This is a genomic window from Plantibacter sp. PA-3-X8 (genome assembly GCF_003856975.1).
GTDB lineage: Bacteria > Actinomycetota > Actinomycetes > Actinomycetales > Microbacteriaceae > Plantibacter > Plantibacter auratus.
This window is the reverse complement of sequence record NZ_CP033107.1, coordinates 2,047,330-2,060,201: the sequence shown is the minus strand read 5'-3', so window position 1 is coordinate 2,060,201 and position 12,872 is coordinate 2,047,330. Positions and strand designations below refer to the sequence as shown.

At 69.5% G+C, this 12,872-nt stretch carries 14 protein-coding genes; 4 read left to right on the top strand and 10 right to left on the bottom strand.

Translation table 11 applies throughout. The features are described 5' to 3' along the window. Nucleotides 1-138: 138 nt before the first annotated feature. From EAO79_RS09775 to EAO79_RS09750, 6 genes are all read right to left on the bottom strand, one after another. Nucleotides 139-1,293, bottom strand: a complete 1,155-nt coding sequence (locus EAO79_RS09775; protein ID WP_079705308.1) for a mannitol-1-phosphate 5-dehydrogenase — start codon at nt 1,291-1,293, stop codon at nt 139-141. Further along, the gene (locus EAO79_RS09770; protein WP_064296632.1) at nt 1,293-1,727 is read right to left on the bottom strand and encodes a PTS sugar transporter subunit IIA; all 435 of its coding nucleotides are present in this window, start codon (nt 1,725-1,727) and stop codon (nt 1,293-1,295) included. Before EAO79_RS09770 ends, EAO79_RS09775 begins: the two co-directional genes overlap by 1 nt. Nucleotides 1,728-1,845: 118 nt before the next feature. Next, nucleotides 1,846-3,432, bottom strand: a complete 1,587-nt coding sequence (locus EAO79_RS09765; RefSeq protein WP_124768859.1) for a PTS mannitol transporter subunit IICB — start codon at nt 3,430-3,432, stop codon at nt 1,846-1,848. Next, nucleotides 3,429-5,108 (bottom strand): phosphoenolpyruvate--protein phosphotransferase, encoded by a 1,680-nt coding sequence (gene ptsP, locus EAO79_RS09760; protein ID WP_124768858.1) that lies wholly within the window; start codon nt 5,106-5,108, stop codon nt 3,429-3,431. Before ptsP ends, EAO79_RS09765 begins: the two co-directional genes overlap by 4 nt. 4 nt (nt 5,109-5,112) lie before the next feature. Beyond that, nucleotides 5,113-5,388, bottom strand: coding sequence for an HPr family phosphocarrier protein (locus EAO79_RS09755; RefSeq protein WP_064296634.1), 276 nt, complete (start codon nt 5,386-5,388; stop codon nt 5,113-5,115). Nucleotides 5,389-5,392: 4 nt separating this feature from the next. Next, entirely contained in the window at nt 5,393-5,716 is a 324-nt protein-coding gene (locus EAO79_RS09750) for a PTS sugar transporter subunit IIB (protein WP_124768857.1), read from the bottom strand. Nucleotides 5,717-5,840: 124 nt separating this feature from the next. On the opposite strand from EAO79_RS09750, the gene EAO79_RS09745 reads away from it, so the two are divergent. Beyond that, nucleotides 5,841-7,826 (top strand): transcription antiterminator, encoded by a 1,986-nt coding sequence (locus tag EAO79_RS09745; protein ID WP_371413635.1) that lies wholly within the window; start codon nt 5,841-5,843, stop codon nt 7,824-7,826. Nucleotides 7,827-7,885: 59 nt separating this feature from the next. Here EAO79_RS09745 and EAO79_RS09740 read toward each other — a convergent pair whose 3' ends face one another. Next, complete coding sequence (locus tag EAO79_RS09740; RefSeq protein ID WP_124768856.1) at nt 7,886-8,458, bottom strand: helix-turn-helix domain-containing protein; 573 nt, start codon at nt 8,456-8,458, stop codon at nt 7,886-7,888. A 66-nt stretch (nt 8,459-8,524) separates the two neighbouring features. Between EAO79_RS09740 and EAO79_RS09735 the strand changes: the two genes are divergently transcribed. After that, nucleotides 8,525-9,214, top strand: a complete 690-nt coding sequence (locus EAO79_RS09735; RefSeq protein ID WP_124768855.1) for an AzlC family ABC transporter permease — start codon at nt 8,525-8,527, stop codon at nt 9,212-9,214. Next, nucleotides 9,211-9,534, top strand: a complete 324-nt coding sequence (locus tag EAO79_RS09730) for an AzlD domain-containing protein (RefSeq protein ID WP_124768854.1) — start codon at nt 9,211-9,213, stop codon at nt 9,532-9,534. Before EAO79_RS09735 ends, EAO79_RS09730 begins: the two co-directional genes overlap by 4 nt. A 4-nt stretch (nt 9,535-9,538) precedes the next feature. On the opposite strand, the gene EAO79_RS09725 is transcribed toward EAO79_RS09730, so the two are convergent. After that, complete coding sequence (locus EAO79_RS09725; RefSeq protein ID WP_124768853.1) at nt 9,539-10,318, bottom strand: glucosamine-6-phosphate deaminase; 780 nt, start codon at nt 10,316-10,318, stop codon at nt 9,539-9,541. Next, nucleotides 10,311-11,222, bottom strand: a complete 912-nt coding sequence (locus EAO79_RS09720; protein ID WP_124768852.1) for an ROK family protein — start codon at nt 11,220-11,222, stop codon at nt 10,311-10,313. The genes EAO79_RS09725 and EAO79_RS09720 overlap by 8 nt, the downstream gene beginning before the upstream one ends. A 259-nt stretch (nt 11,223-11,481) precedes the next feature. Here EAO79_RS09720 and EAO79_RS09715 point away from each other — a divergent pair, with 259 nt between their 5' ends. After that, nucleotides 11,482-11,895 (top strand): hypothetical protein, encoded by a 414-nt coding sequence (locus EAO79_RS09715; RefSeq protein WP_064296639.1) that lies wholly within the window; start codon nt 11,482-11,484, stop codon nt 11,893-11,895. A gap of 68 nt (nt 11,896-11,963) precedes the next feature. Here the strand turns inward: EAO79_RS09715 and EAO79_RS09710 are convergent, their stop codons facing one another. Further along, entirely contained in the window at nt 11,964-12,788 is an 825-nt protein-coding gene (locus EAO79_RS09710) for a carbohydrate ABC transporter permease (RefSeq protein WP_240044020.1), read from the bottom strand. Nucleotides 12,789-12,872 lie beyond the last annotated feature (84 nt).

The following is a 12,872-nucleotide window of genomic DNA, read 5'->3' as shown; positions in this document are numbered from 1 at the left end:
GTTCAGGGACCGGAATGGGGCGCGCTCAGGGACCGACGACGGGCGGCCGGAGGCAGGCTCAGGGACCGGAACAGGCTCCGGGAACGGCGACAGGCCCAGGGTCCGGACGGATCCGGTCCCTGAGCCTGTCGAAGGGTGTTACGCGAGCGATGCCTGTCGGGCGACGACCTGCGCGAGCACCGCGGGAGCCAGCGGGTGCTCGGGAGCGAGGCCGGTGACCTCCTCGACGAAGGTGCCCGGCGCGAGCTCGTGGAGCTTCGCCTGCAGGTGGACACTCTGCTCGTCGTCGGCGACGTCGAACTCGAGCGCGGCACCGATGGCCGAGACGAGGGCGTCGTGGGCCATGCCGCGCTCCGCCAGCTCCGCGGCGGGTCCGATGAACCGCTCGGTCCGGCTCAGCTTGCGCAGCGGCTGCCGACCGACGCGCTCCACGGTGTCGGGCAGGTGCACGTTCGCGAAGCGACGGAGGATCGTCTCGCGGTACTCGCGTTGCGCGTCGACGTCGAGCCCGTGCTTGGCGACGAGCAGCGCGGAGGTCTCCTCCAGCACCGCACCGACGGCTACGGCGATGGACGGCTCGGCGAGTGCTTCGGCGATGGTCCCGATACCGGCGCGTGCGCCGAAGTAGGCGACGGAGGCGTGGCCGGTGTTCACGGTGAAGAGCTTCCGCTCGATGTACGGCGCGAGCTCCTCGACGAAGTGGGCACCGGGGATCGACGGCAGCGAGCCGTTGAACGCCGGGGTCTCGATCGCCCACTCGTAGAAGGTCTCGACGGTCACGTCGATGCCCTGCCCGGCGGGCTGGCCCGGGACGATGCGGTCCACGGCCGTGTTCGCGAACACGGCCCGGGTCGACAGCGACGCCCAGGCCTCGTCGCCGACCGCCTGGCGCACCTCGGTGGCGAGAAGGTCGGTGGCGTTGATCGCGTTCTCGCAGGCCATGACGGCGAGCGGAGCGGCGTCGGCAGGACGGGCGGCGATCCCACGCGCGATGACCGGAGCGACGAAGCGCAGGATGGTCGGACCGACGGCGGTGGTCACCACGTCGGCGGCGGCGATCTCCTGGACCAGGGCCTCCTCGTCGGTGGCGCTGTTGATCGCACGGAACCCGGTGACGACCGTGTCCTTCGCGCCGTCGCCCACCTCGTGCACCGTGTAGCTGTCGGCCGCGGCGATCGCATCGATGAGCTCGGCGTTGACGTCCGCGAAGACGACCTCGTAGCCACCCTCGTGGAGGAGCAGGCCGACGAAGCCGCGCCCGATGTTGCCGGCGCCGAAGTGGACGGCTCGCATCACTCGTTGACCTCGCTCAGGAGCGCGTAGAGCTCCTCAGGCGTCTCGGCTGCGAGCAGCTTGGCGACCTCGTCGTCCTCGGAGAAGATGATGGCGATCTTGGAGAGGATCTCCATGTGCCCGCCGTCCTTGCCGGCGATGCCGACGACGAAGCGGACCTCGTCGCCGTCCCAGTCGATGGGGGTCTCATAGCGGGTGAACGACAGGGCGGAATCGCGGACCGCCTCCTTCGCGTCGTTCGTCCCGTGCGGGATGGCGAGGAGGTTGCCCATGTAGGTCGACACGGACTGCTCGCGGGCGAGCATGGCCTCGAAGTACTCGTCGGTCACGGCGCCGGCCGCTTCGAGGGCGTCGGCAGCGCGGCGGATGGCCTCCTCCTGCGTCACCGTCCCGGTGACGATGGTGATCCGATCCTGGGTCAGTACCTGCGACATGTCTTCCTCTGCATTCGTCGTGCGGGGCTCCGCCGGTGCGGTCCGGAGCCGGATGAAGGGCGGTGGATGGAGCCCCGGGGCGCACGCCCTTCGCGTGCGCCCCGGGATCGTTCCGTTGCTAGTGTGCTCCCTCTCCGCGGAGCAACTCCACCACTTCGTCGTACTTCGGAGAGTTCATGAAGTTGTCGACCGACATGTGCACGGCACTCGGGGTCTTCTCCTTCGCGCGCTCCGTCAGCTCGCGCTGGGTGATGACGAGGTCGACGTCGTCGGCGAGGTTCGCGATCGCCTTGTTGGTGACGGTGATCTCCTCGATGCCGGCCTTCTTGATCTTGTTGCGGAGCACCGAGGCGCCCATCGCACTCGAACCCATACCGGCGTCGCAGGCGAAGACGATGTTGCGGATCGGGCCGCGCTCGAGCGTCGTGACGACGCCCTCGTCGACGACGTCCGCACCGGCTGCGGCGCTTCCGGCGGAGAGGTTGCCGAGCACGCTCGACTTCTTGCCCTTGGCGGCTTCGGTCGCGGCGACGGCGGCCGAGAGGTCACCGGCGTTCTCGTTCTCGAGGTCGCGCTTCCGGCTGGCCCGCAGGATGATCGCGGAGATCCCGAACGAGACGGCTGCTGCGACGATGACCGACAGGATCACGCCGAAGTAGCTGTCGGGTGCGGTCTGGATGAGCACGGCGATGATGCTGCCGGGCGAGGCAGGGGCGCGGAGACCCGTGTTGAACGCGACGTTCGTCGCCACACCGGCCATGCCGCCACCGATCGCGGCCAGGACCAGCATCGGCTTCATGAGCACGTACGGGAAGTAGATCTCGTGGATGCCACCGAAGAACTGGATGATGACCGCGCCGGGGGCCGACGCCTTCGCGAGACCGATGCCGAAGAAGCAGAACGCGAGCAGGATGCCGAGGCCCGGGCCGGGGTTCGCCTCGAGAAGGAACAGGATCGACTTGCCGGTCTCCTCGGACTGCTGGACACCGAGCGGGGTCAGCACACCGTGGTTGATGGCGTTGTTGAGGAAGAGGATCTTGCCGGGCTCGATGAAGATGCTCGCGATCGGCAGGAGCGAGTTGGCGACGAGCCAGTCGACGATGCCCTCGAGGAAGCTGCTGAGCGCGGTGACGATCGGTGCGATACCGAAGAAGCCGCCGATGGCGAGGATGGCTCCGAGGATACCCGCGGAGAAGTTGTTGACCAGCATCTCGAAGCCGGCCTTGATCTTGCCGTCCCAGATCCGGTCCACCTGCTTCATGAGCCATGCGGCGAGCGGGCCCATGATCATCGCACCGATGAACATCGGGATCGCGCTGCCGACGATGACACCCATGGTCGCGATGGACGCGACGACGCCGCCACGCTCACCGTAGATCATGCGGCCACCGGTGTTCGCGATGAGCAGCGGGAGCAGGTACGTGATCATTGGGCCGACGAGGCCGACGTACTGCGGGAAGGTCGTGCCGTCGTCGGCCTGCGCGAGCGCCGTCGCGGCACCCTGCCAACCGATGAGGTCGGCGTTGCCGAAGCCGCCGAGGATCCCGTTCGGGAACCAGCCGGTCGCGATGAAGAAGGCGGTGATGAGGCCCCAGGCGATGAAGGCCGCGATGTTCGGCATGACCATGCCGGAGAGGAAGGTGCCGAATCGCTGAACGCCGACTCGTGCACCTCCCGGCTTCTTGGGAGTAGACGTCGTTGTCATGATGATGTTGCCTCTTTCATTTCGGGAGTCGTTGCAGCGGTGGCCGCTGCCCTGGCTTCGGCCGCACCGTCGGCGGCCAGTGCTGCTGCCGCGATGCGCCGGGCATCGTCGAGCGTGTACTGCTGGAGGGAATGACGGACGTCGGCGAGCGCCGACGGTGACATGGACAGGGTGGTGGCGCCGAGTCCGACGAGGACGACGGCGAGGAGCGGGTCGGCGGCTGCTTCGCCGCAGATGCCGACCGGCTTGCCGTGGTGCTGGCCGGCTTCGCCGACGAGCTGCACGAGACGGAGGACCGCCGGGTGCCACGGGTCCTGGAACGCGCCGACGGAACCGAGCAGGCGGTCCGCGGCGAGCGTGTACTGCGTGAGGTCGTTGGTCCCGATCGACGCGAATCCGGCGTGGGCGAGGACGCGGTCGGCGAGGAGGGCGCTCGACGGCACCTCCACCATGACGCCGGGCGTCTTCAGACCGTACTCGGCGGCGATCGCCATGAAGTACTTCGTCTCCTCGACGGTCGACACCATCGGGGCCATGACCCACAGGTCGGCGTTCGTCGCCGCATCGGCTTGGGCGAGCGCCGTGAGCTGCTCGCGCAGGATGTCCTCGCTCGCCCGCAACGCACGGAGGCCGCGGAGTCCGAGCGCCGGGTTGTCCTCGTGTGCGTCGTTCAGGAACGCCAACGGCTTGTCGGCGCCGGCGTCGAGGACGCGCACGACGACCTTCTGGCCGGGGAAGGCGTTCAGGAGCTTCTCGTAGTGCGCCCGCTGCTGCTCGACCGTCGGTGCGAGCGCCTGGTCGAGGAAGAGAAACTCGGTGCGGAAGAGGCCGACGCCTTCGGCGCCGAGCTCCGCGGCGGCGTCGGCGTGCTCGGCCGAGCCCAGGTTCGCGAGCAGCGGCACGGGGGTGCCGTCGGCCAGTGCACCGGGGACGACCGGTGCGTTCACGAGCGCGAGTCGGTCGGCGATGCGCTGCTCCGTGGCGGCGACGAGCTCGGGGGTCGGATCGACCGTGACCTCACCGGTTGCCGCGTCGACGACGAGCGTCGTGCCGTCGGTCAGTTCGGCTGCTCCGACGACGCCGACGATCGCGACGATCGACTTCTCGCGGGCGAGGATTGCCGTGTGCGAAGTCGGGCCGCCGTCGCTCGTGACGAGGCCCAGGACCAGGTCGAGGTCGAGGAGAGCGGTGTCGGCCGGCGCGAGGTCGCGGGCGACGAGGATGAACGGGTGGCCGGGCGAGGGGACGCCGGGGGCCGGCACGCCCATGAGGTCGGCGATGACCCGCTGCGACACGTCGTCGAGGTCGGCGGCGCGCTCCCCGAGGTAGCCGCCCATCGCAGCGAGCTGGTCGCGGAACGAGGCGAAGGCCGCGTAGACGGCCCACTCGGCGGTCTTGCCGTCCGCGAGCCGCGTGGCGATCTCCTCGGCGAGGGTCGGGTCCTCCGCCATCATCGCCTGGGCCTCGAGGACGTCGCGAGCGGCACCACCGGCGGCGGCGCCTCGGGCCTCGAGCTCACGGGCGACCGCGGCGAGGGAGGTGTTCGCGCGCTCGGTCTCGGTCGCGAGGTCGAGGGTGCTGGCGACGTCGGCGGGGGCGGGGAGCGGGTCGGCCATGCGGGCCACCGGGCCGACGGCGACGCCCTGGCCGATACCGATGCCCTGGAACGCGGTCATCGGACTACTGCTCGTCATGGTCGGTCACCAGGAGCTCGGAGAGCGTGTCGAGGGTGCCCTCGGCTGCGGCGCCCTCGCCGTCGACGGACAGGGTCACGTAGTCGCCGTGCTCGACGGCGAGCGCGATCACGCCGAGGATGCTCGCCGCGTTGACGGGCTTGCCGCTGCCCTTCGCGATCGTCACCGGGACCCCGGCGTCCTTCGCAGCCTGCGTGAACAGCTTCGCGGGCCTGGCATGCAGGCCGTGCGACGAGCCGATGCGGACGGTTCGAGTTGCCATGGGGTTACCTCCTGGTTGGTGATTGGATCGAGAGGACGAGTTCGAGGGCTCGCGCGCCGCCCTCGACGCCGAAGACGTCGCCAGGCAGGACGGCGACCGCGGTGCCGGTGGGCTCGGCCGCTGCGCGCAGCGCGGCCTCGTGGTCGGCGAGGTGGGCGCCGACGAGCAGGACGTCGACACCGTCGAGGGCGATCGTGCCGCTGAGGACCTGCGATTCGGCACCGGCCGCGACGGAGACGTCGACCGATCGGTCGGCTGCTGCGCGACGCAGGCGTTGGGCCATGAACGTGCTCGACGCACCCGCGCCGCAAATCACCAGGATCTTCATCGAACCTTCTCCAGAACCGCCGATTGCCTACCAACCCATCATTCCGTCGCGCCCCTCGCGGCTCCACCAGAAGCTCTTCCGCCGGGGCGGAAAGGTCGTCGAACGCGCGGAAGCAGCCGGGAAGGTGGTTGACTCGGTGGAGCGGTTCGCCCGGACCGCGCGACGGCCGACCGACGGAGAGGGCATCGTGGCACGCGAGAAACACGACCGCATGCTCGGCTACCTCGCGGGACGGGACGGTTGGACGACGGCCACGGAGGTCGCGGAGGTGCTCGGCGTCACTCCGCGGAGCGTCCGCAGCTACGTCACTGCGGTCAACACGCGCACCGCGCCGCACGATGTCGTCGAGTCCGGGCCGAACGGGTATCGGCTGAACGCCGACGGCTATGCGGTCTACCGGCGACGAGCCGCATCGGCGTTCGAATCGGAGACGCCCCGGGATCGGCTGTACGGGCTCGTCCGGTTGCTCATCAGCGCACCCTCGGGAATCGACGTGCACGAGACGGCACAGCGGCTCCACGTCAGCGAGTCGACCGTCGAGGGCGACCTGGGCCGGGTCCGCGCCATGCTCGCCGACACCGCCCTCACGCTCGACCGTTCCGGATCGACGGTGACGATGGCGGGCGGTGAGACCGAGCGGAGACGTCTCCTCAGCCGGATGTTCCGCGACGAGACCGATCGCGGCATCGTCGAACTCGAGGCGCTCCAACGCGCGTTCGCGCCGAACGAGTTCAGCCCGTTCAAGGGCGAGCTGCTCGAGGCGTTGACCGCGCGCGGTTACTACGTGAACGAGTACGGCATCGCGAACGTCCTGCTCCACATCGCGATCGCCATCGACCGCGTCACGAAGGACCGGCCGGCGGAGCCCGCAGACCATGCCCCGCGCACCCCGGAGGTCGAGGCGGTCGCGGAGGATCTGGCGCGGCTCGTCGACGCCCACTTCCACGTCGCGCTCGGCGAGGGCGACCTCGTGTACCTCAGCTACCTGCTCGTGACACGGGTGGTGACGCCGGGCAGTGGGGCTCCCGCTGAGGTCCTCGTCGACGACTACGTCAACCAGGACGACCTCGCCGCGGTCCGTCAGGCCGTCGACCGTGCCGGCCGCGAGTACCTCGTCGACCTCTCCGACGAGGACTTCATCGTCCGGCTCACCCTCCACGTCCAGAACCTCATCCGTCGTGCACAGGACCAGTCCTACTCACGCAATCCCCTGACCCGCTCGATCAAGACCTCATACCCGATGATCTACGAGCTCGCGGTCTTCATCGCCAGCCAACTGCAGCGGCACGGCTCGATCATCATCAACGACGACGAGATCGCCTACATCGCCATGCACGTCGGTGCCCAGCTCGAGCAGAAGGCCCGCAAGGAGGCCCTCCTCGGCTCCACGATCGTCTCCGCCGGCTACTACGACATGCACGAGGTGCTGCGCCGACGCGTCGAATCGCAGCTGGGCGACGTCCTCGACGTCCGATCCGTCATCACCCGCACCGATGTCGACTGGGCCGCCATCGACACCGACCTCGTGCTCACGACGATCGAGCCACCGGCCCCTGCCGACGGCATCGTCGTCATCCAACCGTTCCTCACCGCGGCCGACGTGGAGCGCGTCCGCACTGCGGTCAGCCGCGTCCGACGATCGTCCCGCTTGTCGGAGATCACCGACGAACTGCTGCAGTACTTCCACCCGGACCTCTTCCTCCGGAACGCGCGTGCCGAGGACGAGGAGGGCATGATCCGCCTGCTCGGCGAGCGCATGATCGCCCGGGGGATCATCGACGAGAGCTACCTCACCGCGGCGATCGAGCGGGAGCGCATGTCGTCGACGGCGTTCACCGACACGTTGGCCGTGCCGCACGCCATGGCGATGACCGCGCACTCGACGGCCATCGCGATCGCCGTGAACGAGACGCCGATGGAGTGGGGCGGAGCGCGCGTGAGCGTCGTCGCACTCGTGGCGTTCAGTGAATCGGGTCGCGCCGCGTTCCAGACGGTGTTCGACCAGTTCGTCGAGGTGTTCTCGGAGCGCTCGAGCGTCGCCCGGATCATCCGCCGTTCCGAGGACTTCGCCGGCTTCATCGACGAGCTCGTGCACGTCATCGACGGCTGAGCACCCGTCGCGCGGTCCCGGTCACCGAGCGGTCCCGGTCACCGAGCTTGTCGAGGTGCTCAGACGTGCTCGGTGACCACCACGGCGGTCGTGCCCGGCTCGAGTGCCTCGAAGACGTGCGGCACGTCCCCGGCGTGGGCGAGGTAGTCCCCCGGTCCGAGTTCGACCTCCTCGCCGACGGGTCCGACGGACGCGCGACCGGTGCTGAGGATCCAGTGCTCGACGACGCCCGGCATGTGCGGCTCCGAACGCCTCGGCTCCCCCGGTTCGACGACGATGCGGTAGATGTCGCGTCGGGCGTTCGGCGGGCACGCGGACAGCACCGTCGCGACGTAATCCGCCCCGGACGCGGCGAGGGTCGGCCCCTCACCGGCACGGATCACCTGGACCGGTCGCCGCACTGGCTCGACCAGGCGGGCGAACGGGACGTCGAGGGTGACGCTGAGCGCCCAGAGGGTCTCGAGACTCGGGTTCCCGAGCCCCGCCTCCAGCTGCGAGAGGGTCGACTTCGCGATCCCGGCTCGACGGGCCACCTCCGCGAGTGACAGGCCGGTGCGCTGCCGCTCGCGGGTCAGCGCCGCCGCGACCGCAGCGTGCGGTGCTCCGTCGTCGGATGGTTCGAGCTGCGGCATGCGTTCGCTCCAGAGTGTTACGCGTTCGATTTGACGAACGCCTGATCGACGTTCAATATAGTGTACGTGCGTTCGATATGGGGTCACCTCGGCCGGCCGACCACGCGGGCCATCGCGCTGGTCTGCATCGCCGACGGGCTGGTCGGCATCTCCTACGGAGCCGTCGCCGTGCACTCGGGCATCCAGCCCTGGGTCGTGCTGGCGCTCGCCTTGCTCGTCCTCGCCGGCGCATCGGAGATCCTGTTCGTCGGAATCGTCGCGGCCGGCGGGAGTCCGCTCACCGCGGCCCTGGCAGGGTTGCTCGTGAACGCCCGTCACCTGCCGTTCGGCCTCGCGATCCACGAGGTCGTCGGTACGGGCTGGCGTCGCGTGCTCGGGACGCACCTCCTCAACGACGAGTCCGTCGTCTTCGCGCTCGACCAGGACACCCTGGAGCGGAAGCGCGCCGCGTTCTGGGCGTGTGGCCTCGGCATCCTCCTCTGCTGGCCGGCGGGCGCGGCACTCGGAGCCTTCGCCGGCACGGTGATCGAGGACACGGACGCCATCGGACTCGACGTCATGTTCCCCGCCGTCCTGCTCGCCCTCATCTTCCCCGCCCTCCGCGAGCGCCGGACGCGCCGAGCCGCACTCGTCGGCGCGGTCGTCGCCGTCGCCGCGACGCCGTTCCTCCCTGCGGGGATCCCCGTCCTGTTGTCGCTCGTCGGTCTCCTGTTCGGCTTCGGCCGGAAGCAGCCGAAGCCGGAGGTCACCGCATGAACCAGTCGATGCTCGTGCTGGTCGGGATCGTGATCCTCGCGGTGGGCACCTACACGTTCCGCCTGGCCGGGCCACTCCTGCGGACCCGCACCGAGGTCTCGGAACGGGTCGAGACGCTGCTCGCGGACGCCGCCATCGTCCTGCTCATGGCGGTCCTCACGACCACGGCCCTGACCCAGGACCAGCAGTTCGCGGGATTCGCGCGACTCTCGGGCGTCCTGGTGGCCGGCGTCCTCGCGTGGAGGAACGCGCCGTTCGTCGTCATCGTCCTCGTGGCAGCCCTCACCACGGCGCTCCTCCGCCTGGCGGGCGTCGCCTGAGCCGTCAGATGCCCTGCCAGGCGGGCTTGTTTGCGTACGCGTAGCGGTAGTAGTCGGCGTGCTGCAGCTCGGACGCCGCCGCTTCGTCGAGGACCACCGTGGCACGCGGGTGCAGCTGCACGGCCGAACCGGGGAGGTTCGCGGAGAGCGGTCCCTCGAGCGCGGCGGCGATCGCAGCGGCCTTCCCCGCACCGAAGGCGAGGAGGACGAGGTGTCTCGCGCGGAGGATAGTGCCGAGTCCCTGGGTGATGCAGTGCATGGGTACGTCGTCGATCGAGTCGAAGAACCGTGCGTTGTCCCGGCGGGTCTGCTCTGTCAGGGTCTTCACGCGGGTGAGCGAGGCGAACGACGAGCCCGGCTCGTTGAACCCGATGTGGCCGTCGGTGCCGATGCCGAGGATCTGCAGGTCGACGCCACCGGCGGCCTGGATCGCCGCTTCGTAGTCGGCGCCGGCGTGCTGGATGGTCTCGGCCGCACCGTTCGGCACCTGGATGCGCTCGGGCACGAGGCCGAGTGGCTCGACGACCTCACGCGTGATGACGGAACGGTACGACTCGGGGTGCCCGGCCGGCAGGCCGACGTACTCGTCGAGGGCGAACCCGCGCACCTGCGAGAGGTCGAGGCCCTGCGAGCGTGCGGCGAGCGCCTCATAGACGGGGAGCGGTGTCGAACCCGTCGCCAGTCCGAGGACGGCGTCTGGACGCTCCTCGATCAGGGCGACGATCGCCTCCGCGACGAGGGCGCCTGCTGCACCGCTGTCCCCCACGATCACGACTTCAGCCATGCGACGATTCTCCTCTTCCCACGAGTGCTGCGCCGATCGCCGCGACGGGGGATCCCGTCGGCACGAGGCGCACGCGCTGTTCCAGTTGCAATGATGCGACGAATCGAGACCCGGCGGCGGATTCGGCCAGAGCCTCGCGGATGACGGCGAGCAGTCGCTCGCCGAGAGCGGTGAGTCCTCCTCCGAGGACGATGTCGTCGGCGTCGACGGTGAGGGTCAGGATGCGGACGGCCGCGGCCGCTCCGTGACCGAGGCGTGCGCGGAGCGCGATGGCCCGCGGGTCCCCGGCGTCGGCATGGTCGAAGAGGTCGAGCACCGGCAGCGCCACGTCGGCTCCCCAGGCGGCGGAGACCGCACCACCGGCGGCCATGGTCTCGACGCACCCGCGCTGCCCGCACCCGCAGCGGTCGCCGAGCGGATCGACCGACAGATGCCCGACCTCGCCGGCGACCCCGCTCGAGCCCTGCCAGAGCCGGCCGTCCGTGACGATGCCGGCGGCGACGCCCGTGCCCAGATTGAGGTAGGCCATCGTGCCGGAACCGTCGAGCAGCTGCCAGGCGCCGAGCGCGGCCGCCTTCACATCGTTCTCCACGGCGACGGGGACCCCGAGGCGCTGGGCGAGGATCGCACCGAGCTCGAGTTCCTCCACGTCGAGGTTGACGGCGTGGGTCACGCGGCCGGTGCCCGGGACGATGAGGCCGGGGATACCGACGCCGACCGACGTGAACGCGTCGACCGGACGCGCGACGGCGTCGGAGAGCCGGCTGACGGCCTCGACGGCGGTTTCGACGACCGCTTCCGGACCGCGTCCGGTGACCAGCCTGAGCCGGTGCAGGAGCGCGCCGTCATCCGTCACGACGACGGCATCGGTCTTCGTGCCGCCGATGTCGAGTCCCACCCTCACGCGGTTCGTCTCCGGAGGGCGTCGTGGCGCGTCTGCATGCTGTGGTTCCTTCGATCCGTGGTGCGACCCGCTCGCACCACCGGTTTGTTTGCCAAGCTTACAAATAAACGGGGCTCGCGTCCATGCCGACGACGACCGCACACGATGATCGGGCCGCGCACGCCTGCGGGTGGCGGGCTCCACCGGGTAGCCTGGAGGCCGACCCGCAGCGCGCGGGCGGGCCCGCCACGGGCACCGAACACGGGGGAATCACACCACCATGAAGAAGAACGCAGCAGCATTCCTCGGCGCGATCGCCGTCTCGGGCCTGCTCCTCACCGGCTGTGCCGGCGGCGCCCAGAGCAAAGAGGATGCGTGCAAGCTCATCCAGTCCGAGGTGACGGAGTCGGCTTCGCAGCTGCAGTCGGGCCTGAGCTCGCTGTCCTCCGACCCTGAGGCGGCCGTCACCCAGCTCGACGACTTCTCCGGAACGTTCAAGGCGGCGGCCGACAAGGTCACCAACGACGAGGTGAAGACCGCGGCGAACGACTCGGTGAAGGCGCTCAACGACTTCATCGACGTCGCGAAGACGGCTGTCGACGACCCGCAGAACGTCGACCAGACCGGGCTCACCGATTCACTCACGAAGCTCCAGGACGAGTTCACCACGCTCGGCAACACCTGCAGCCTCTAGCTCGACACGACTGATGACGGGCCCCGGATCGGCTGATCCGGGGCCCGTCGCCGTCTCCGGGCCGACGGCTACTTCACGGATCCCTCGGTGAGCCCGCCACGCCAGAAGCGTTGCAGCACGATCATCGCGATCGCCAACGGGATGATCGACAACAGCGCGCCGCCGGTCGTCAGCTCGTAGAACTCCGGCAGGCGGTCGACCTGGCTCCGCCAGTTGTTGAGGCCCAGCGTGATCGGGTACAGCGTGCTGTCGGACAGCATGACGAGCGGCAGGAAGTAGTTGTTCCAGATGCCGACCAGCTGGAAGAGGAAGACGGTCACGAGCGCGGGCGTGAGGATCTTCAGCCCCACGGTGTGGAAGATCCGCAGCTCGCTCGCGCCGTCGATCCGTGCCGCCTCGATGAGCGAGTCGTCGATCGTCGCGTCGGCGTAGATCCGGCAGAGGAACAACCCGAACGGCGAGACGAGCGACGGCAGGAGCACCGACCAGTACGTGTTCGCGAGCCCCATCTGGCTGAAGAGCAGGAACAGCGGGAGCGCGGTGGCCGTCCCCGGCACGAGGACCCCGCCGAGGATGGTGCCGAAGACGAGGTTGCGCCCGCGGAACCGGTACTTGGCGAGCGCGTACCCCCCTGCGGCGGCGAGGTACGTCGCGATGAGGGCTCCCACGCCCGCGTACAGCACCGAGTTGCCGAACCAGCGGACGAAGATGCCGCCGTCATAGGTGAGCACCTCGTGGAGGTTCGACCACAATGAGAACTCGGAGCCGAGGAGGAAGCCGTTGCTGCCGAACAGATCCTCGGTGCTCTTGGTCGCAGCGATCACCACCCAGTACACCGGTACCAGGAAGTAGATCGCGACGACGACGAGGATGCCCGTCACGAGCACCCGCATCGCCCTGGACCCACCGGGTCGACCCTGCTGGTCGCTCAGCCGCCGGGCACGCTTCGACGAGGTCGCGGTCGTGATGCTCCGGGT

Excerpts from the sequence above, each read along its gene's own strand:
- EAO79_RS09715 (WP_064296639.1), top strand. The coding sequence starts at position 11,482 with ATGAAGAAGAACGCAGCAGCATTCCTCGGCGCGATCGCCGTCTCGGGC.
- EAO79_RS09775 (WP_079705308.1), bottom strand. The coding sequence starts at position 1,293 with ATGCGAGCCGTCCACTTCGGCGCCGGCAACATCGGGCGCGGCTTCGTC.
- EAO79_RS09770 (WP_064296632.1), bottom strand. The coding sequence starts at position 1,727 with ATGTCGCAGGTACTGACCCAGGATCGGATCACCATCGTCACCGGGACG.
- EAO79_RS09765 (WP_124768859.1), bottom strand. The coding sequence starts at position 3,432 with ATGACAACGACGTCTACTCCCAAGAAGCCGGGAGGTGCACGAGTCGGC.
- EAO79_RS09725 (WP_124768853.1), bottom strand. The coding sequence starts at position 10,318 with ATGGCTGAAGTCGTGATCGTGGGGGACAGCGGTGCAGCAGGCGCCCTC.
- EAO79_RS09730 (WP_124768854.1), top strand. The coding sequence starts at position 9,211 with ATGAACCAGTCGATGCTCGTGCTGGTCGGGATCGTGATCCTCGCGGTG.
- ptsP (WP_124768858.1), bottom strand. The coding sequence starts at position 5,108 with ATGACCGCGTTCCAGGGCATCGGTATCGGCCAGGGCGTCGCCGTCGGC.
- EAO79_RS09710 (WP_240044020.1), bottom strand. The coding sequence starts at position 12,788 with ATGCGGGTGCTCGTGACGGGCATCCTCGTCGTCGTCGCGATCTACTTC.
- EAO79_RS09740 (WP_124768856.1), bottom strand. The coding sequence starts at position 8,458 with ATGCCGCAGCTCGAACCATCCGACGACGGAGCACCGCACGCTGCGGTC.
- EAO79_RS09750 (WP_124768857.1), bottom strand. The coding sequence starts at position 5,716 with ATGAAGATCCTGGTGATTTGCGGCGCGGGTGCGTCGAGCACGTTCATG.
- EAO79_RS09755 (WP_064296634.1), bottom strand. The coding sequence starts at position 5,388 with ATGGCAACTCGAACCGTCCGCATCGGCTCGTCGCACGGCCTGCATGCC.